Raw genomic sequence first — 18,431 nt, 5'->3', positions numbered from 1 at the left:
CTATGAACGAGGTGAGTTTTGTGCCTGAAAAAATGAATGAGAAAGAACAATTAATTTTGGATCTAATTAGAAAGAATCCCTACGTTTCACAACAAGAACTTGCGGAGATCTTAGGATTATCCAGACCCTCCGTTGCAAATATGATTTCTGGTTTAACCAAAAAAGGCAAAATTTTAGGGAGAGCCTATATTTTAAGTGAATCACAACACGTGATTTGTATCGGCGGTGCGAATATTGACCGGAAATTCCATGTGAAAGAAAAAGCCCAGTTAGGTACATCCAATCCAATTTACGCCACTCATAATGCAGGCGGGGTAGCAAGGAATATTGCAGAAAACCTGGGACGGCTTGGAATGGATGTGGATCTTATCTCTACAAGCGGTGATGATAATGATTGGTCTTTTATTGAGGAAGCATCATCTTTATACATGAACTTGGAAACCGTGACCCAATTTCCCGAAAAATCTACTGGTTCTTACACTGCTGTCCTAGACTCTAACGGAGAATTAATTATTGCGTTAGCAAATATGGAAGTATACGAAGCGATCACACCTGAATTACTTCTTAAACACGATGTTTCTTTAAGCCAAGCAAAATGTATCGTGGCCGATTTAAATTGTCCCAAGGAAACGATTCGATTTTTGTGTCATTTTGCAAAAAGCCATGATATTCCGATTGTTTTAATTCCCGTTTCATCTCCAAAGATGAATCGATTACCAGAAGATTTAGAAGGTGTATCATGGTTAATCACAAATCGTGATGAATCGGAAACTTACTTTCATACTGAAATCAAAAATGAAGTAGACTGGAGACTGGCTTTAGAAAATTGGTTATCACTTGGTATATCCAATGTGATTATTACCAATGGCAAAAAAGGATCGATGATTGGAAATAAGGATGAAGGGATTTTCCATGTTCCTTCTATTGAACTTGAGGAAATTATCGATGTTACAGGAGCTGGTGATGCATTCTCTTCCGCTGTCATTTATACCTGGTTAGAGGGAAAATCCTTACCAGAGATTGCTAAAGCCGGTAATATGAATGCTGCCAAAACACTGCAAACCCCTTATACGGTCCGTCAGGATTTATCAGCTGAAAAACTATTAAAAGACATGGAGGAATTATCATGAAACAATATATTGAATTATCTGAAGAAGTGCGTGCTGCTAAGGAACAAGGAAAACCAGTTGTTGCTTTGGAATCAACTATTATCTCACACGGTATGCCTTATCCGCAAAATGTTCAAACTGCACGTGAAGTGGAACAAATTGTCCGTGATAATGGTGCCGTACCGGCAACCATTGCAATCGTAGATGGAAAAATTAAAATTGGCTTATCCGATGAAGAGCTAGAAATGTTCGGTAAAAGCTCTGATGTAGCAAAAGCTTCAAGACGTGATTTAGCATATTTAATTGCCACAAAAAAACTAGGAGCAACAACCGTCGCTGCCACGATGATTTGTGCTGAAGCAGCGGGAATCAATATCTTTGTTACCGGCGGTATTGGCGGTGTCCACCGTGGAGCCGAAACAACAATGGATATCTCGGCTGACTTGGAAGAACTTGGACAAACAAACGTTGCCGTTATTTGCGCCGGTGCTAAGTCGATTCTAGATTTAGGCCTGACAATGGAATATCTTGAAACAAAAGGTGTACCGGTGATTGGTTATCAAACTGATGTTCTACCTGCGTTCTATACCCGTACAAGTGAATTCCCTCTAAACTTACGTGCAGATGATGTAGAAACCATTGCCTCTACGTTAAAAGTAAAATGGGATTTGAATCTTAAAGGCGGGGCTGTTATTGCCAACCCAATTCCTGAAGAATATGCCATGGATGAAAAAACGATTAATAGTGTAATCGAAACAGCATTAAAAGAAGCTGAAGAAAAACATATTTCCGGTAAAGATGTAACACCTTTCATGCTTGGGAAAGTAAAAGAATTAACCGAAGGAAAAAGTTTAGATGCAAACATCGCTCTTGTTAAAAACAATGCCGTTGTTGGAGCAAAATTAGCTGTAAGTTTTAATGCAATGAAATAATAGCTTTCGTTTGGCTTGTAGACAAATCTAGTTTCTAGATACGTCTACAAGCTTTTTATATTTTTTATCCCAAAGACTATTCGAATACTTTTTCTAATTAGAGGGAAAATTTATTAAAGATTCGAATTCACCTAAGGTGATTGTTCGGGACTTTTTTTATTTCCCCCCTAAAAGGACGTGGTGAACATTCAACATAACTCAAATGATTTTTTTAACAAGGAAACATTGAAATGGTTGATAATATCTTCGTTAAAAGGAATCTCTCAGGTAATATTGATTGAAAACGCGGTTTCTGGGTTTATTATTTTAGCTGCGATCACCATTGCATCCTATTCCTTAGGAATCATCGCCCTCTTCTCAAGCTTAATTGGCACGGTTATTGGAAAAACGGGAGGGGCCGATCAGGCCAGTGTCAGCCAAGGGTTGTATGGATATAACTCCGTCCTGACAGGAATGGCCCTTTTCTTATTTTTAAGCGGGGATGACAGGTGGTTGATTGCTTTAGCTGGTTCTGCTATCGCCGCTTTATTTACAGCAGCCATGATTTATATCATGAAGCCAACTGGGATCCCACCCCTAACCTTTCCATTTATTGTCCTAACCTGGTTTTGGCTCCTTACTACATATCGATTAGTTACTTTTAAAATCAGCCCTGATCTCACACCGCAATCTCTATCCAATTGGACTCTAGATATTAAAGGAGAGACAAATTGGCTTGACGGCGCTATGAACGGAATTGGGCAAATTTTTTTCCTAGATAATTCCTTTTCTGGTATCCTGCTTTTTATTGCGGTATTTTGGGCTGGATGGAAATTAGGACTTTATGCCATAATCGGGAACCTAGCTTCCCTAATCACTTCTTATCTACTCGGTGGTGAGCACCATTTGATTTTTCTGGGACTCTATGGATACAATGCCATCTTAACTATTATTGCTGTATCCATCGTTTTTAAGGACAATGAGCGGAATGGATTACTATATGGAATTATCGCTGCTTGTTTAACCGTTCCGATTACAGCAAGTATTGTCACATGGCTTTTGCCATACGGTCTTCCTGCATTGACCATGCCTTTTGTATTCTGTACTTGGCTATTCCTATGTGCAAGAAAAGTTCTTCCTTTATTTTAAAATCGAAGAAAGCATCCCGGCAAAATGACGGGAAGCTTTCCTTTATGATTCTATATGTTCACTCATTAAATCAAAAACCTGTGATTCAACGGAACTTAAATATTCTTCTTCGACCTTTTGTTTCGGATGTGGATGGTACCAGTGGATTTTACCATCTTGAACCATCCCCTTATAATCATGTCCTTGGATATTCAATGAAAAATGAGGTTGTTCATGTGCCTGCCCTTCGAATAGCTGATTTACCTCAAAATTTTCAAACATACCTGCATCTTCCTCCTTTTTTTACTATTAAAGTTTCCCCAGAAAAAGATCTTGTATCCTTGATTATATCCAAAGTTTAAACAAGCCATCATTTACACCTAGATTATACATATAGTAAAAGCCAAAAACAGTACTTAAAGCGCCTGTTGCCAAAATTAGTCCTCTTCCAGCAACCATTTTTTTCATGCTTAAAACAAAAGGAATCCCAATAACGGTTGTAAAAATTAACATTCCGATCACGGTTCCTAATCCAAATACTAAAATATACAGCGCCCCCTGCCATACAGAATGAACGGTACTCATGGTGAGGAGAACCATGGCAGCACTACCGGCAAGTCCGTGAACAAATCCGATAAATAATGATTTAAAATAAGTAGGCTTTTTCACAAAAATATGTACTTCATCATGATGATGAGAATGTTTTCGATTTTTTCGAATCGATAACATTGCAGCGATTCCTAAATAAACAAGCATGATTCCAACTAAGAATTCCAATGTCAGTGACCATTTCTCAGGAATATCATTTTTCATGACAATTAGGATGATACCTATAATAAAAAGTGTGGCTGTATGTCCAATTCCCCAAAAAACACCGGCCAGAGAGGCCTGCCAAAGCTTTTTACTTTGACTTGCAATCGTTGAAACTGCAATGACATGATCGGGTTCCAATGCATGCCTGATGCCTAAAATAAAACCTAACGCTAAAACAGAAAATAAAGTAACACCCATTTTGTTTCCTCCCCATTTTCTTATTTCTCTATAAAAATCCGGCAATCTTTTCGAATTGCCGGATTAAAACCTTAGTATTTTCTAAGAAAACATGGTTTTTTATTAAACCATTCCTGACTGATGATTTGATGAAATTCCGAGAACATTTTTTCAATCACTTGAGTCGAATTTGCTAACACGCGAATAGTAAAGCCCGGAACTGGAAGTGAGGATAGTCCAACTTTATAATCATTTGTATTCATTTCAATCACAGAATATAACTGATCGAGTAAAACACTATTCGATTGCTCTCCAATTACAATCATCGAACCCAAATGAGAAAATCCCTCCATAAATCCAAGGCCCCTTAAATTCTGTTGGCCTGGATTTAATTTTATATGATCATATACAACTAATTCGTCATCCATATAGATTTCATTTAATAATTGAATGGTTTCGTAACTAAATTGCTCTCCCTCTGGAGACCAACCAGGTGTAATGATGTCTGAATAGAGAAGTGTGGCTGTTTTATCCATCCGAATCACGTTTTTTTGTTTGTATTTCGCATGTTGGTAGGCAATCAATGGATCTGGGATATATTCAAGGTAACTGCCTGCCTCAAGTAAGAACTCTGCTTCTTGGTAAGCGTGGTTTTTAGGAGTTTTATATACCTTGGTCGCTGACTGGGTTGTCATGGTTACGCGTGCATTTTTCTCTAGGGAGATTTTCATTTTATAACGATCCCCATCTAAATAACCGCCGCCAGGGTTCAATAAATAATAACAAGGCTGGCCTGATTCATCATGATAAACAGGGCGCATTACTTTAAACGCACCCTGGAAATATACATTTTTCGAAATCGTTTTTCCCCTTCTATCTTCAGCATTTAAATGGAGAACGCCTGTCCAATCTTCCATCTCATGCCAATCCTTTTAATAATGCATTTTGCTTTAGCCAATCAATGACATTATCCAACCCGGAATTATCTTTTAAATTGGTAAATGCAAATGGTTTGTCTCCGCGAAACACCTTTGTATCAGACTCCATGACATCAAGACTTGCGCCAACATGAGGGGCTAAATCTGTTTTATTAATAATAAATAGATCAGATTTAATCATCCCCTGACCGCCTTTTCTTGGAATTTTCTCTCCCTGTGCCACATCAATAATGTAAATGGAGAAATCAACCAATTCCGGGCTAAATGTTGCAGCTAAATTATCGCCGCCGCTTTCAACAAAAATTAGCTCTACATCAGGGTGTTTTTCTTTTAATTCATTGATCGCTGCAAAATTCATTGAAGCATCCTCACGAATTGCCGTATGTGGACATCCTCCTGTCTCCACACCAATAATACGATCAGCCGGAAGAACTCCATTATGCATTAAAAATTTTGCATCCTCTTTTGTATAAATATCGTTAGTGACAACTGCCATACTTATTTCATCCTTCAAATGGCGCGTCAATTTCTCAACTAACATGGTTTTTCCCGCACCAACAGGGCCACCCACTCCAATTTTAATTGGATCCATTTAACCTCTTCCTTTCTCATTTAAATTTATCAGCGCAAAATTGGATTTTCTCTGCGAATGCGGGTCACTTATCTGCGAAAAAGCAACCTTTATTTGCGTTGCTAAGCATTTTATCTGCATTCCGAAAAAATACACTGAGCTATGACATAAAAATTCTTATATTCACTCGTTCATGCCTCATTTGTGACAACTCAAGCCCCGGCGAGACGATTCCAAATTCTTCTTCATCCAACTGTTCAATCGTTTGGACTGCCTCGGCCAAAACGATTTGGATGTCACGAAGAATGATTTGCCCTGCCGTTTGCCCCAATGGGATTCCGCGCACAGCATTTTGGACAATCCCTGATACAACCGAATACAAATAAAATAATACAACCGTTGATTTTGGCACACCCGCATGTTGTGCAACCATTGTAAACACAATAGATGGGTGACCGAAAGATTGTTTTGCTTCAATCCTTTTTCTGTAAAGCGATAAAATCGGTATCTCATATAGGGACTGGACAAGATTCAGCATTCGTTCACCCATTCGTTGCGTGCCCTCCCTCATTTCACGAGGTAAATTTTGCACGGCCAATAACCGATCAAGCCTCCAGATTTTTTGAAAATCTTCTTTTTCCAACGCCTGAAAAATAAGATGACTTGCCAGTCCATCTGAATAGATGAGCTGCTCATTGATATAGACCCGAAGCCACTCTGAAAATGTTTCCGAATTATGAACAGCATTTTCTTGAATATAGCTTTCAAGACCGTATGAATGACTAAAGGCACCAGTTGGAAAGTTTGAATCACAAAGCTGAAATAGTGATAGGAACTTATGCTCCATGACTATGACCAATATGGCGAAATGCCTGCTTTACCTTTCTCTCTTCTCGTTTATAAGGAATCACAAGCTCTTGTAGAAGTTCCTCTACAAGGTAATCATATTGAACCATCATTTCGTCATTTTCAAATTGGGCAGGAAGATGGCGATTGCCCAGTTGATGAGCGATTGTCCCCATTTCTTTTAAGCTGCGCGGGCTAATCACCAATAAATCATCGGCTACCACATCAACGACAATCATATTTTTTTCATCTATATATAAGACATCGCCAGCAATAAGGTCACGTGGATCTTTTAAACGGATGCCGATTTCCCTGCCATGATCGGTTGTAACCCTTTGAATTCGTTTTACTAGGTGTGCACTTTCCAGGTAAACTTTTTCAATATGTCGGCTGATAATCTCTTCCTTTTCCATTTCCTCAATATTGGTTTCTACTCTTTCAATTAACATGCTTTCACCTCAAAATAAGAAATATCGTTGTCCCATCGGTACCTTATCAACCGGATCACATGTAATAAGTTCGCCGTTGACTCTTACCTCATATGTTTGTGGATCAACTGACAACTCAGGTGTTTCCGAATTAAGTTTCATGTCTTTTTTCGTCAATTTCCGAATCCCTTTTACAGGAAGGATCACTTTTTCCAGACCGAGCTTTTCATGAACTTTGCCTTCGTAGGCTGCCTGGGATACAAACGTAATCGAGCTTTTGGATAGTGCTTTTCCAATCGAAGCATACATTGGACGGCTAATCACTGGCTGTGGCGTTGGGATTGATGCATTTGCATCGCCCATCATTCCATGAACAATTAATCCACTCTTAAGAACCAGTTCAGGTTTTACGCCAAAAAACGCCGGTGACCAGATCACCAAGTCTGCAATCTTTCCTACTTCAATGGAACCTACATAATCAGAAATTCCATGGGTAATCGCAGGATTAATCGTATATTTTGCAATATAACGTTTTGCACGGTTATTATCTGAAAGCTCACGATCACCTTCTAAAAAGCCCCTTTGTTTTTTCATTTTATCTGCAACCTGCCATGTTCTGATAACAACTTCTCCAACACGCCCCATCGCCTGTGCATCTGAACTTGTCATACTAAAAATCCCCATATCTTGCAGTATATCTTCTGCAGCAATGGTTTCTTTTCGAATCCTTGAATCAGCAAAAGCAATATCCTCGGGTACAGATGGATTTAAATGGTGACAAACCATTAACATATCCAGATGTTCATCAATGGTGTTTACCGTATATGGAAGTGTTGGGTTAGTAGATGAAGGGAGAACATTCATAAAACTAGCTGATTTGATTAAATCGGGTGCATGCCCTCCTCCAGCCCCTTCGGTATGATACATATGAATTACACGGTCTTTAATAGCAGCCATCGTATTTTCAACGAATCCGCCTTCATTCAAGGTGTCCGCGTGTAACGCAACTTGAACGTCATATTTGTCTGCTACTCTTAATGCATGATCAATGGCTGAAGCAGTGGCACCCCAGTCTTCATGAACTTTAAGCCCGATGACACCCGCCCGAACTTGCTCAGCTAATGGTTCTTCTGTTGCAGCCTGTCCTTTCCCTGTCAATCCTACATTAATCGGGAGCCCTTCGACCGCTTCGAGCATCCTATGAATATTCCACTCTCCAGGAGTGACCGTTGTAGCTCTTGAACCCGCAGAAGGACCCGTGCCCCCTCCAATTAAAGTGGTCAGTCCGGCCGTAAGTGCCACCTCTACTTGTGCCGGGTTGATAAAATGCACATGCGTGTCAATTCCACCGGCTGTTACAATCATTCCTTCACCCGCAATGATCTCAGTAGAAGCACCGATGATAATATCAACACCGTTCATGACCAATGGATTACCTGCTTTTCCGATTCCAGCTATTTTCCCATCACGAATGGCAATATCAGCTTTATATATTCCGGTATAATCTAAAATCACGGCATTCGTAATCACTAGGTCTGGAACGCCATCCCCTCGAGTTACGAGAGGATGCTGACCCATTCCGTCACGGATCACTTTTCCTCCCCCAAAAACCACTTCCTCGCCATAGGTCGTATAATCCTTTTCAATTTGAATAATCAAATCTGTATCCGCCAGTCGAATCGAATCACCGGTAGTGGGTCCGTACATTTGCGCATACTGTTTACGAGGCATTTCAAAACTCATTTATCACACCCACTTTCAACAGATCCATCAGTTTTATTGTTAAAGCCATAAACTTTCCGCTCTCCGGCAAAACTCACCAATTCTACTTCCTTTTCATCACCTGGTTCGAAGCGAACCGCTGCACCGGCTGGGACATTTAAGCGCTTTCCAAAGGCTTCCTCCCTATTAAATTTTAGGGATTCATTCACCTCATAAAAATGAAAGTGTGAACCTATTTGGACTGGCCGATCTCCGGTATTCGTTACTTTTATCCTGAAAAGATCTCTTCCCTCATTACAAATAATCGGTTCTTCTTTTAAAAACAACTGACCTGGTTCCATTTCCATTTGCTTATTCCTCCTGCTGATTCTTAGCGAATTGGGTCATGTACGGTTACTAATTTTGTTCCATCGGGAAAAGTAGCTTCTACTTGTATATCGTCAATGATATCCGGAATTCCTTCCATCACATCTTCTCTTTTTAATATAGTAGCTCCATATTCCATTAATTCAGCCACTGTTCGACCGTCCCTTGCGCCTTCTAATACTTCATAGGTAATCATTGCTACGGCTTCAGGATAATTTAATTTCAATCCTCTTTCTCTTCTTCTTTTCGCAAGATCTGCTGCGACAACAATCATGAGTTTATCTATCTCACGAGGAACTAATAACATTCGAGCGACCTCCTTTAAAAAGTACGTTCTTTTATTTTTGTTAAAAATAACCACACTTCATAAAATTCTCCAATTCCTTTCCTTTTTAAACGGAAGTTACATTTTTTTATATTTCTTGAAATGAAAATAATCGTGACGTAGAAACAATAAATTAAAAAAATAAAAAAACAGCCTAAAATAGTACCAAGCTGCTTTTTTATTGCTTATTTAATGGAACTTAATAGACAAAATTCCTATGTTGCTAGAAATACTAAATTAAAAAGCTATCGGGACTAGTTCCCGATAGCTTACATCACTCACCAATAATCATCACTGAAGAAACAACACTTGCTGATTTCTTTTCATTTTGAAATAAATCTGAGACAACGTAGGCAACCTTCCTTCCCAATCTTTCAACCCTTGCCTCAACCAGAACCTCTCCCTTTAAAATGGGTCTATGAAAGGTCGTATGTAAATCGATAGAAGTAAAGCTTTGTCCACCCGTTAACTTAGATGCAATCGCATAGGCCATTATGATGTCCGCCGCAGATGAAACAAAGCCGCCCATCGCCACACCAAGTCCGTTCATAAACTGATCATCGACTTTCCAAATCCCCCTTGCGACCCCATCATCCGCAGAGGTTACTTCAATCTGCAAGGTCAGATCACATGGAGGAGGTGTAGCCCCATCCGTAACAACCTTCATAAGATTGAATTCTTTGTTTATTTTTCCCATCCCCCAAACTCCTCTCAAGGCTATTTACATGGTAAAAAGTCGCAAGCGCTCCTCCATGACTGCTCGTGCCTCACTTATCATTCCATCTAATAATTCCTTAACACTTGGAACATCCTCAATAAGCCCAGCAATTTGTCCACTGTTCATGAAGCCATTTTCGCCGTCCCCTCGTATTGCACCATTCAGATGGAAATCTTCCGATGTCATCTTACGATATTGTTCTTCTGACAAACCTTGACGCTCTAAATCAATAATCTGTTTTGCATATCCTGATTTTAGTACTCTCCGTACTTGGCCAACCGAACGGCCCAAAATCACCGTTTCCTGGTCTGTTGCCTCAATCAATCTATTTTTATATGTAGAATGAAAAGGTGCATCCTTTGTTGCAATCAAGCGTGTCCCCATCTGCACTCCTGATGCCCCAAGCATGAATGCGGCAGCTAAACCGTGTCCATCGCCAATTCCCCCTGCAGCTAAAACGGGTACGGAAACATGTTTGCAAATTTGCGGGATGAGCGTAAACGTGGTCAATTCTAGATTGGAATTAATTCCGGCTGCTTCAAAACCTTCCGCCACCAAAACATCGGCACCAGCCTCTTCTGCCTTTTGTGCATGTTTGACGGCAGCAACAATCACAATCACCTTTATATTATGTTCATGCAAACGGGCAATATAAGGCGCTGGATTGCCGGCAGATAATGAAACAACAGGTATCTTGTGTTTCATGACCAGTTGGATCATTTCCTCCGTATAAGGACTAACATTGATAGGTATATTGATTGCAAAAGGCTGATCTGTCATTTCCTTCGTTTCCAGAATAATCGATTCAACCTGCTCTGGGGTCATCGTTCCGCTTCCAATCGTTCCAAGTCCGCCAGCATTTGAAACAGCCGCAGTCAGCTGGGCATTACTGATATTCCCCATCCCCCCCTGGATAATTGGATATTTTATCGAAAGCAATTCATTGACAGATTTCACACAAATTCCCCTCTCTTAAAAAAATGCACAATTCAATTTACAACAAAGCAGCTCTTCCTAATCAATAGGCAAAAAGCTGCTTTGCTGGTCACTAAATCATATACGGATGGTGTTTGGCATCATAGGAGTCGTCTTTTTTACATAAATCATTATGTTCCTTAAAAATACTTTCAAAAAAACGGCTGGCCGGTTCTGCAAGAAGTTGATAATATTGGTTAAATAATGTTGCAGCAAGGTTTCCATTCCAATTTTCCGGCAATAGTTCTTTTGGAAGTCCCGGATCGATAAACAAAAATTTGCGATATTCATGGACAAGCTTTGTCCGTTCAACAAAACATTGGGCATCTGTCATTTCGCCGCGACTAATAATCTCTTGATTGGCAAAAAACTGCTTGCTGTACGTGATAATAAATTCTTCATATTTCTCTACCACGTCTTCTAACGGCCAGCTTTTTTCAACTAGAGTTTTATTGTCTCTTGGACCGATATATTCAGAGACGAAAAAGTCGACATATTCGCTGATATCGTATTTTTCAATAAGGAGCTTCACTTCTTTTTCCAAGTTATTCGGAGAAATCCAGCAGGCGTTTGAAAAGCTGCCAAAGCCACTCCATAGTAACTCCTGACGAAGTTCATCCCGAATCTGTCTTTTTTCTTCGGGAATAGTATACATGAGAACGCGCCATTTTCCATCCCATTCACTTGGATGGAGCTTGAAGATACGATTTCCTGCTTCTTCAATCCGGTCTATACCCTGTTTTGTTAGAAAATAATAGCTGCGATTCTCAATCTTTTCAGATTGGATCCACCCTTGTTTCAACATACGGGAAACGGCTACCCGAACCGCCTGCTCATTATGTCCGAATTCCTTTAATAGTCCAATTAGACTACCTATCCAAATTTTATTCCCATAGTGATGAATATAATCACCGTATATTGTAAAAATCATGGAGCGTGTATTTTCACCCATTCATTTCACCCCCCATTTCTTTTTCTATCACATTATTTATACGACCGTTAATATTTTTAAATATTTTTCTAAAAAAAGCAAGCTATTTCCCTGAAAAACGTGGGACTCTTTTTTCACTGAAGGCATTTAAAGCTTCAAGACGATCCTCTGTCGGAATCGTTAGCTCATAAGCTTTTGCCTCAATTTCAAGCCCTGTTTGTAAATCGGTGTTAAGGCCTCGGGTAATTGCATATTTTGCCTGACGGATCGCAACTGGCCCATTTTTCATGATTTTTGCGGCAAATTCCTCACAAGCAGACATTAATTCGTTTCGAGAAACTACCTCTAGGACAATACCCAATTCTAGTGCTTCTTGGGCAGACAATTTCTTTGCCGTAAAAATTAATTCTTTTGCCTTTGTTTCGCCAACTAATCGTGGCAATCTCTGGGTTCCACCTGCTCCTGGGATAATCGCCCAGCTTGTTTCTGTTAATCCCAACGAAATTCCTTCTGCAGCAAGCGCAAAATCGCAGGATAGCAGCCATTCGAACCCTCCTCCAAGGGCATAGCCATTAACAGCAGCAATTGTAGGCTGTGGGAGCAATGAAATACTGTTAAACACATCGCGTATTGCTTTTACATTCCTTCTTACCTCTGTTTCAGATAAGGTTTTTCTTTCCTTTAAATCTGCGCCCGCACTAAAGGCCTTTTCACCAGCACCGGTAAAAATGACCACGTGAACATCTGGATTTAGAGAAATAGAATTAACTACTTCTTGAAGCTCGGATAGTGTTGGATAGTTAAAACAATTTAAAACGTCAGGACGATTCACTGTTACATAACCGATATGATTTTCTATTTTAAATATTACGTTTTCCATAATTTAATTTCGCTCCTTTATTAGACAAAATAGCCCTTACTAGTCAGACTATATAAGGGCTTAAACTTTTAATTTTCAATGCTTTCAATAATAGCGGCAATTCCCTGACCGACACCGATACACATGGTTGCAAGTCCATATTGAACCTTTTGTTTTTTCATTTCGTGGACTAGGGTGGTTAAAATCCGGGCACCACTTGCACCAAGCGGATGGCCAAAAGCAATGGCACCGCCATTAACATTTACTTTATCCGCATCAAGCTCCAATTGTCTCATGCATTCGATGGACTGGGAGGCAAAGGCTTCATTTAATTCAACTAACCCGATCTCGTCGATCGATAGATTCGCTCTTGTGAGGGCTTTTCTGGAAGCATAGATTGGTCCTAATCCCATTACAGAAGGTTCAAGACCCGCAACTGCACCCACTACATATTTTGCAAGCGGCTTTAATCCAAGTTCCTTCGCTTTTTCAGCACTCATTAATAATACGGCAGACGCCCCGTCATTTACACCGGATGCATTTCCTGCTGTGACCGTACCGCCTTCAAAAATCGGCTTTAGCTTTGATAACTTTTCCAAGGAGCTATCCGGGCGTGGATGCTCGTCCTTGGTTACCACTACCTCGTTTCCTTTTCGGTCCTTAAAGGTGACGGGCACAATTTCATTCGCAAAACGTTCGTTATCCATGGCCGCTTTAGCTCTTTGCTGGCTCCGAAGTGCAAATTCATCTTGTTCTTCTCTTGTAATCGAACAGCGCTGTGCTACATTTTCAGCTGTTTGCGGCATGGATTCTGCCCCGTACATCGCTTCTAATTTTTTATTCGTAAAGCGCCAGCCAATTGTCGTATCCTGAAGTTCCATGGAACCTCTTGGATAGTCAACCTCAGGCTTGGCCATGACATAAGGTGCACGTGTCATGCTCTCTGTTCCACCGGCAATATAGATATCTCCTTCACCGACTGCGATGGATCTTGCCGCATAGATTACCGCATCCAAACCGGAACCGCAAAGGCGGTTAATCGTTGTTCCTCCTACAGTAATCGGAAGCCCGGCTAGCAATGCCGACATCCTTGCAACATTTCGATTGTCTTCCCCTGCTTGGTTGGCATTACCAAAAATGACGTCTTCAATTTGTTCCGGAGGAAGATTAGGATTTCTTTCAAGAAGAGCCTTAATTACGATTGCGCCTAAATCATCAGGACGGACACTTTTTAATGCTCCTTTATACTTTCCAATCGGCGTTCTAACCGCATCGACAATTACAACCTCTTTCATTTTTTCACCAACTCTTCTTTTTTCGTATAATCATAAACACCTTTGCCCGTTTTGCGGCCAAGTCGGCCTGCGGCTACATATTGTTCGAGCAATGGTGCTGGACGATATTTTTCACCTAATTTTTCATGTAAGTATCTCAAGTTATTTAAACGGGCATCCAATCCAACAAGGTCAACTAATTCAAATGGGCCCATTGGGTAATTCAAACCAAGTTTGATTGCTTTATCAATGTCTTCCGGGGTGCCAAGACCTTCTTGAAGCATATAAAAAGCTTCATTACCAACAAGGCAGCTGATCCGACTTGTGACAAAACCAGGGAATTCATTGATAACAACTGTTTCTTTTCCCATTTGTTCAGCCACTTTTTTAATCGTCTCTGCTGTTTCATCACTTGTTTCAAGACCGCGGACGATTTCAACCAACGGCATTTTATGAACCGGATTAAAAAAGTGCATGGCAATGGTCTGTTCTGCCCGTTTCCCATATGAAGCAATTTCGGTTGGGCTCATCGTAGAAGTATTTGTTGCAAAAAGACAATGTTTTGGAGCAAACTCCTCCATTGTTTCAAAAACCTGTTTTTTGATTTCCGCTTTTTCAGGTACGGCTTCAATAATAAGATCTGCGAAGGAACAGGCCTTTGGTAAATCACTCTCATAGGATAGATTCGCTTTTCCAAGTTGTTCCTGTTCAGAAGAAATTTTTCCTCTTTCGCGTCCTTTTGCAAAAATGGAATTTAATTCACCTTCGGCACTTTTAAGCGCATTTTCATTCACATCCACTAATGTAACGGAAAATCCACCAAGTGCAGAAACATAGGCAATTCCTCTACCCATAACACCAGAACCAACAACAACGATGTTTTTCATGACTAATCTCTCCTTTTCCAGATTAAAGAAGTACGAATGAAACCATGAAGTCTCATTCGTACAAGTAGGATATTAAACACCTAGTGGATTTAATGGACGACTTCCAAAGTAAGAAATTATGCTCTTTGTTTCGGTATAAAGATCAAGTGTTTCAATGCAAAGCTCACGGCCAAAACCAGATTGCTTATATCCTCCAAATGGTGTACCAGGGAATGCCGAGAATGGGCAGTTTACCATCACGATTCCTGCTTCAATTTGCTTTGCCACACGAGTTGCGCGCGCGCCATCTTTTGACCAAACTGCTGAGCCTAATCCGAATTCTGTGTCGTTTGCAAGTTTAATTGCTTCTTTTTCATCCTTAAATTTCATAACTACTACAACAGGTCCAAAGATTTCTTCCTTTACAACAGTCATGTCGTGGTTAACATTTGCAATGACAGTCGGCTCATACCAGAAACCACCTTCATATCCTTCTACAACAGCAGGCTTTCCACCTGCTAAAATTTCTGCGCCTTCTTCAATTGCTGATTTTACATAGCCATCGATAACATCAAGTTGCCCTTGGTCGATAATCGCTCCCATATGGGTTCCTTTATCAAATGGATTAGCAAGAACGAGTTTCTTTGTTTTTTCAACAAATTTAGTGATGAATTCATCATAAATGTCTTCATGTACATATAGACGTGAACGAGCTTCACAGGATTGTCCTGAGTTATAGAAAATACCGAATAAGGATCCATCTACTGCAGCATCGATATCCGCATCTTCAAACACGAGATTAGGAGACTTTCCGCCTAATTCTAGAGTGACACGCTTTAATGTTTCAGATGCTTTCCCCATAATATCTTTTCCGATTGGAGTAGAACCGGTGAAAGCCACTTTATTTACTTTTGGATGTTCAACAAGGTAGTTACCAACCTCTGAACCTGATCCTGGAACAATGTTTACAACCCCTGCAGGAACGCCAGCCTCTAAACAGATTTCACCTAAAATAATCGCCGTAAGCGGGGTTAAGCTTGCTGGTTTTACGATAACAGAACAGCCAACTGCAATAGCTGGAGCGATTTTCCATGCAGCCATCATTAATGGATAGTTCCAAGGAATGATTTGCGCACATACTCCAACAGGCTCTTTTTCTGTAAAATTATGAAATTGACCAGGCATATTGTTCACAACACCTCGATGACCAACAATGGCAGCAGCGTAAAATTCAAAGTCTTCAATGGCTTGTGAAACTTGACCTTGAGCTGCAGCCAATGATTTACCAGTGTCTAAAATCTCTAATTCTACAATCTCATTAAAACGGGAACGCATAATTGCAGCAATTTTGTTCAAAACTTGTGAACGGCGGTTAATCGGATATTTACGCCATTTTCCATGATCAAAAGCCTCACGGGCAGCCTGTACTGCTTTTTCTGTGTCTTCTTTTGAAGCTTTTGCTACTTCGGCAAGAAGCTCACCAGTTGCAGGATTATAAGTTTTAATCGTTTTTCCATTGGAGCTTTCTACTTTTTCACCATTAATGATAAGATGATAATAATCTCTTTTTAATGAAACAGCTTCAGTTACTTGTGTTGTCATGAGTTGATCCTCCTCTTATTTGCCGATAAAGGTTGGTTTTCTTTTTTCCATAAATGCCTGCACGCCTTCACGGGCATCTTTCGTTAGGCCGGCAATTCTTTGTGCCTGTGCCTCTTCTTCTAAGTAATCAGTAAAGGATTTTTCACCTGCTGATTTAATTGTGCGTTTGATTAATCCAATTGCTTTTGTTGGTAATGCCGCAATTCGCTCTGCAAATTGGGTGACTTCAGTATCCCAGTTATCAGTAGATACCACCTTAGTCGCCAGCCCCAATGCAAGCGCTTGGTCCGCAGGGATTTTTTCACCTAAAATTGAAATTTCCAATGCTTTTGCTTCTCCTACTAATCTAGTAAGGAAGTAACTATTACCTGAATCCGGAATTAAACCAATGTGAATAAAAGCATTTAGGAAGCTTGCGCGTTCTGAAAGAATACGAAAATCACAGGCTAGTGCAAGGCTAAAACCTGCACCGGCAGCAATCCCGTTGACAGCCGCTATAATCGGTTTCTCACATTGATAAATTTGCTTGATCATCGGCCCGTATTTCTCCCTTAATACCTGCCCATGATCCATATTTTCATCTACTTCTGACAGGTCTTGACCGGAGCAAAAACCACGTCCTTCACCGGTAATCACGATGCAGCGGACCTCTTCAGCTGTAGAAGCTGTTTTAATGGCTTTCGTAATTTCTCTATTCATTTGAGCCACGAACGCATTTAAAGTAGTAGGCCGATTTAATGTAATCCAGGCCACACCGTTTTCAACAGAATACAAAATCGTTTCGTACATATGGCTATCTCCCTTTAAATTCCGGCTTCCGCTTTTCAATAAAAGCGTTCATACCTTCTTTTTGATCTTCGGAAGCAAATAATAAATAGAAATTTTTCCTTTCATATTGCATTCCTTCATAAAGAGAATAATCCACCGCTTTATTGACCGCATCTTTAATGAAACGAATTGAAAGCGGTGCTTGGTTTGCAATAAATCTAGCTGTTTTCATCGTTTCTTCCATTAATAACTCAGGATAGACAACTCGATTAATTAATCCGTGCTGAAGGGCACTTTCTGTTGAAATTCGAGTGCCGTTCCATAACCATTCCAACGCTTTCGTTCTGCCGACAATTTTTGTTAAGCGCTGGGTGCCACCCGCTCCCGGCATAACCCCAAGGTTCACTTCCGGGAATGAAAATTCCGTACCGCTGGCTGCAATTAATAAATCACAGCTCAGTGCCAACTCAAATCCCCCGCCAAAAACAAAGCCTTTTACCGCACCAATGATGGGCTTTTTGATTAAGGATAGACGGTCCCACTCGGCAAATTGATTTAATAGCTCCAGTCGAACTGGATCATCCCCTGCCATTTCATCAATATCTGCACCTGCTGAAAACGCCCGTCCTTTCCCCGTAATCACGATAACCTGAACTTTCTCATCCCCGTCGAAAGTTTCCATCGCATCAACAATTTCGTGTACCATTGTTCGATTCAAGGCATTATATTGAGCTGGTCTATTTAGCTCAATAAGCGCTACCCCTTCTTTTTGTGTTGCTTCAATAAATTTATACGCTTTCATTAATCGTCTTCCCCGATTACCAAAGTAACCAGCTTACCAGCAAATTTCATTAAGTCTTTTCCTGAAGCCTTTCCTTCTTCCGAACGTAAGCCTTTTTGTAAATCCTCATGGCTGTCATAACGCATTTCACACATTAAATAATAAGGAGGCTCTCCGCCCATTGGCGTTCCGGTAAATCTTGTTACTTTGATTTCGCGCAGTCCTGGAATTTTTTCCGTAATCGGTACGTGCACATTATTATAATGTTCATCAAATGCAGCCTTATCTTCGGGTTGTTTGTAGAGAGCAATTAGTTTTGCCAT

General features: G+C 40.4%; 22 protein-coding genes. 3 read left to right on the top strand and 19 right to left on the bottom strand.

The features are described from left to right. Positions 1-2 precede the first annotated feature (2 nt). From ACFQZ9_RS07945 to ACFQZ9_RS07935, 3 genes are all read left to right on the top strand, one after another. On the top strand, positions 3-1,130 hold the full coding sequence (locus ACFQZ9_RS07945) for a carbohydrate kinase (RefSeq protein ID WP_498943118.1): 1,128 nt from the start codon (positions 3-5) through the stop codon (positions 1,128-1,130). Continuing rightward, entirely contained in the window at positions 1,127-2,041 is a 915-nt protein-coding gene (locus ACFQZ9_RS07940) for a pseudouridine-5'-phosphate glycosidase (RefSeq protein ID WP_498943116.1), read from the top strand. The genes ACFQZ9_RS07945 and ACFQZ9_RS07940 overlap by 4 nt, the downstream gene beginning before the upstream one ends. 180 nt (positions 2,042-2,221) lie before the next feature. Further along, positions 2,222-3,169, top strand: a complete 948-nt coding sequence (locus ACFQZ9_RS07935) for an urea transporter (RefSeq protein WP_498943114.1) — start codon at positions 2,222-2,224, stop codon at positions 3,167-3,169. 42 nt (positions 3,170-3,211) lie between these two features. On the opposite strand, the gene ACFQZ9_RS07930 is transcribed toward ACFQZ9_RS07935, so the two are convergent. The 19 genes from ACFQZ9_RS07930 to ACFQZ9_RS07840 form a co-directional block, all read right to left on the bottom strand. Beyond that, positions 3,212-3,430, bottom strand: coding sequence for a DUF5342 family protein (locus ACFQZ9_RS07930; RefSeq protein ID WP_498943112.1), 219 nt, complete (start codon positions 3,428-3,430; stop codon positions 3,212-3,214). Positions 3,431-3,493: 63 nt separating this feature from the next. Beyond that, complete coding sequence (locus ACFQZ9_RS07925; RefSeq protein WP_498943110.1) at positions 3,494-4,159, bottom strand: sulfite exporter TauE/SafE family protein; 666 nt, start codon at positions 4,157-4,159, stop codon at positions 3,494-3,496. 71 nt (positions 4,160-4,230) lie between these two features. Beyond that, positions 4,231-5,055 (bottom strand): urease accessory protein UreD, encoded by an 825-nt coding sequence (locus ACFQZ9_RS07920; protein ID WP_498943108.1) that lies wholly within the window; start codon positions 5,053-5,055, stop codon positions 4,231-4,233. Between the two features lies 1 nt (position 5,056). After that, positions 5,057-5,668 (bottom strand): urease accessory protein UreG, encoded by a 612-nt coding sequence (gene ureG, locus ACFQZ9_RS07915; protein WP_498943106.1) that lies wholly within the window; start codon positions 5,666-5,668, stop codon positions 5,057-5,059. A gap of 139 nt (positions 5,669-5,807) precedes the next feature. After that, positions 5,808-6,494 carry an urease accessory protein UreF gene (locus tag ACFQZ9_RS07910; protein WP_498943104.1) on the bottom strand — a complete coding sequence of 229 codons (687 nt, stop codon included), beginning with the start codon at positions 6,492-6,494 and terminating at the stop codon, positions 5,808-5,810. Next, positions 6,484-6,942: an urease accessory protein UreE gene (gene ureE, locus ACFQZ9_RS07905; protein ID WP_498943103.1), complete on the bottom strand. Its 459-nt coding sequence runs from the start codon at positions 6,940-6,942 to the stop codon at positions 6,484-6,486. Before ureE ends, ACFQZ9_RS07910 begins: the two co-directional genes overlap by 11 nt. Before the next feature lie 9 nt (positions 6,943-6,951). Then, entirely contained in the window at positions 6,952-8,664 is a 1,713-nt protein-coding gene (gene ureC, locus ACFQZ9_RS07900) for an urease subunit alpha (protein WP_498943101.1), read from the bottom strand. Beyond that, positions 8,661-8,984: an urease subunit beta gene (gene ureB, locus ACFQZ9_RS07895; protein ID WP_498943605.1), complete on the bottom strand. Its 324-nt coding sequence runs from the start codon at positions 8,982-8,984 to the stop codon at positions 8,661-8,663. Before ureB ends, ureC begins: the two co-directional genes overlap by 4 nt. A gap of 29 nt (positions 8,985-9,013) precedes the next feature. Continuing rightward, entirely contained in the window at positions 9,014-9,316 is a 303-nt protein-coding gene (locus ACFQZ9_RS07890) for an urease subunit gamma (protein WP_498943099.1), read from the bottom strand. 292 nt (positions 9,317-9,608) lie between these two features. After that, a complete protein-coding gene (locus tag ACFQZ9_RS07885) occupies positions 9,609-10,031 on the bottom strand; it encodes a PaaI family thioesterase (RefSeq protein WP_498943097.1) in 423 nt (140 codons plus the stop codon). Between the two features lie 24 nt (positions 10,032-10,055). Further along, complete coding sequence (locus ACFQZ9_RS07880) at positions 10,056-11,009, bottom strand: NAD(P)H-dependent flavin oxidoreductase (protein WP_498943095.1); 954 nt, start codon at positions 11,007-11,009, stop codon at positions 10,056-10,058. Between the two features lie 91 nt (positions 11,010-11,100). Then, a complete protein-coding gene (gene paaX / locus ACFQZ9_RS07875; RefSeq protein WP_198309683.1) occupies positions 11,101-11,979 on the bottom strand; it encodes a phenylacetic acid degradation operon negative regulatory protein PaaX in 879 nt (292 codons plus the stop codon). 82 nt (positions 11,980-12,061) lie between these two features. Beyond that, positions 12,062-12,838, bottom strand: coding sequence for a Clp protease/crotonase-like domain-containing protein (locus tag ACFQZ9_RS07870; protein WP_498943093.1), 777 nt, complete (start codon positions 12,836-12,838; stop codon positions 12,062-12,064). A gap of 68 nt (positions 12,839-12,906) precedes the next feature. Further along, positions 12,907-14,112: a thiolase family protein gene (locus ACFQZ9_RS07865; RefSeq protein WP_498943091.1), complete on the bottom strand. Its 1,206-nt coding sequence runs from the start codon at positions 14,110-14,112 to the stop codon at positions 12,907-12,909. Beyond that, positions 14,109-14,978, bottom strand: a complete 870-nt coding sequence (locus ACFQZ9_RS07860; protein WP_498943089.1) for a 3-hydroxyacyl-CoA dehydrogenase — start codon at positions 14,976-14,978, stop codon at positions 14,109-14,111. The genes ACFQZ9_RS07865 and ACFQZ9_RS07860 overlap by 4 nt, the downstream gene beginning before the upstream one ends. A gap of 72 nt (positions 14,979-15,050) precedes the next feature. Next, the gene (locus ACFQZ9_RS07855) at positions 15,051-16,559 is read right to left on the bottom strand and encodes an aldehyde dehydrogenase family protein (RefSeq protein ID WP_198309679.1); all 1,509 of its coding nucleotides are present in this window, start codon (positions 16,557-16,559) and stop codon (positions 15,051-15,053) included. Positions 16,560-16,574: 15 nt separating this feature from the next. Continuing rightward, entirely contained in the window at positions 16,575-17,348 is a 774-nt protein-coding gene (locus tag ACFQZ9_RS07850; protein WP_198309678.1) for an enoyl-CoA hydratase-related protein, read from the bottom strand. 4 nt (positions 17,349-17,352) lie between these two features. Then, positions 17,353-18,129: an enoyl-CoA hydratase/isomerase family protein gene (locus ACFQZ9_RS07845; RefSeq protein ID WP_498943087.1), complete on the bottom strand. Its 777-nt coding sequence runs from the start codon at positions 18,127-18,129 to the stop codon at positions 17,353-17,355. Further along, the gene (locus tag ACFQZ9_RS07840) at positions 18,129-18,431 is read right to left on the bottom strand and encodes an EthD family reductase (protein ID WP_198309676.1); all 303 of its coding nucleotides are present in this window, start codon (positions 18,429-18,431) and stop codon (positions 18,129-18,131) included. The genes ACFQZ9_RS07845 and ACFQZ9_RS07840 overlap by 1 nt, the downstream gene beginning before the upstream one ends.

The organism is Neobacillus sp. GCM10027624 (assembly GCF_042675345.1).
In the GTDB taxonomy this organism is placed as follows: domain Bacteria; phylum Bacillota; class Bacilli; order Bacillales; family Cytobacillaceae; genus Neobacillus; species Neobacillus cucumis_D.
This window is presented reverse-complemented; position numbering and strand designations above follow the sequence as displayed.

Coding starts and splice junctions, on each gene's coding strand:
- ACFQZ9_RS07945 (WP_498943118.1), top strand. CDS start 3: ATGAACGAGGTGAGTTTTGTGCCTGAAAAAATGAATGAGAAAGAACAA.
- ACFQZ9_RS07940 (WP_498943116.1), top strand. CDS start 1,127: ATGAAACAATATATTGAATTATCTGAAGAAGTGCGTGCTGCTAAGGAA.
- ACFQZ9_RS07930 (WP_498943112.1), bottom strand. CDS start 3,430: ATGTTTGAAAATTTTGAGGTAAATCAGCTATTCGAAGGGCAGGCACAT.
- ACFQZ9_RS07925 (WP_498943110.1), bottom strand. CDS start 4,159: ATGGGTGTTACTTTATTTTCTGTTTTAGCGTTAGGTTTTATTTTAGGC.
- ACFQZ9_RS07920 (WP_498943108.1), bottom strand. CDS start 5,055: ATGGAAGATTGGACAGGCGTTCTCCATTTAAATGCTGAAGATAGAAGG.
- ureG (WP_498943106.1), bottom strand. CDS start 5,668: ATGGATCCAATTAAAATTGGAGTGGGTGGCCCTGTTGGTGCGGGAAAA.
- ACFQZ9_RS07910 (WP_498943104.1), bottom strand. CDS start 6,494: ATGGAGCATAAGTTCCTATCACTATTTCAGCTTTGTGATTCAAACTTT.
- ureE (WP_498943103.1), bottom strand. CDS start 6,942: ATGTTAATTGAAAGAGTAGAAACCAATATTGAGGAAATGGAAAAGGAA.
- ureC (WP_498943101.1), bottom strand. CDS start 8,664: ATGAGTTTTGAAATGCCTCGTAAACAGTATGCGCAAATGTACGGACCC.
- ureB (WP_498943605.1), bottom strand. CDS start 8,984: ATGGAACCAGGTCAGTTGTTTTTAAAAGAAGAACCGATTATTTGTAAT.
- ACFQZ9_RS07890 (WP_498943099.1), bottom strand. CDS start 9,316: ATGTTATTAGTTCCTCGTGAGATAGATAAACTCATGATTGTTGTCGCA.
- ACFQZ9_RS07885 (WP_498943097.1), bottom strand. CDS start 10,031: ATGGGAAAAATAAACAAAGAATTCAATCTTATGAAGGTTGTTACGGAT.
- paaX (WP_198309683.1), bottom strand. CDS start 11,979: ATGGGTGAAAATACACGCTCCATGATTTTTACAATATACGGTGATTAT.
- ACFQZ9_RS07870 (WP_498943093.1), bottom strand. CDS start 12,838: ATGGAAAACGTAATATTTAAAATAGAAAATCATATCGGTTATGTAACA.
- ACFQZ9_RS07865 (WP_498943091.1), bottom strand. CDS start 14,112: ATGAAAGAGGTTGTAATTGTCGATGCGGTTAGAACGCCGATTGGAAAG.
- ACFQZ9_RS07860 (WP_498943089.1), bottom strand. CDS start 14,978: ATGAAAAACATCGTTGTTGTTGGTTCTGGTGTTATGGGTAGAGGAATT.
- ACFQZ9_RS07855 (WP_198309679.1), bottom strand. CDS start 16,559: ATGACAACACAAGTAACTGAAGCTGTTTCATTAAAAAGAGATTATTAT.
- ACFQZ9_RS07850 (WP_198309678.1), bottom strand. CDS start 17,348: ATGTACGAAACGATTTTGTATTCTGTTGAAAACGGTGTGGCCTGGATT.
- ACFQZ9_RS07845 (WP_498943087.1), bottom strand. CDS start 18,129: ATGAAAGCGTATAAATTTATTGAAGCAACACAAAAAGAAGGGGTAGCG.
- ACFQZ9_RS07840 (WP_198309676.1), bottom strand. CDS start 18,431: ATGGCAAAACTAATTGCTCTCTACAAACAACCCGAAGATAAGGCTGCA.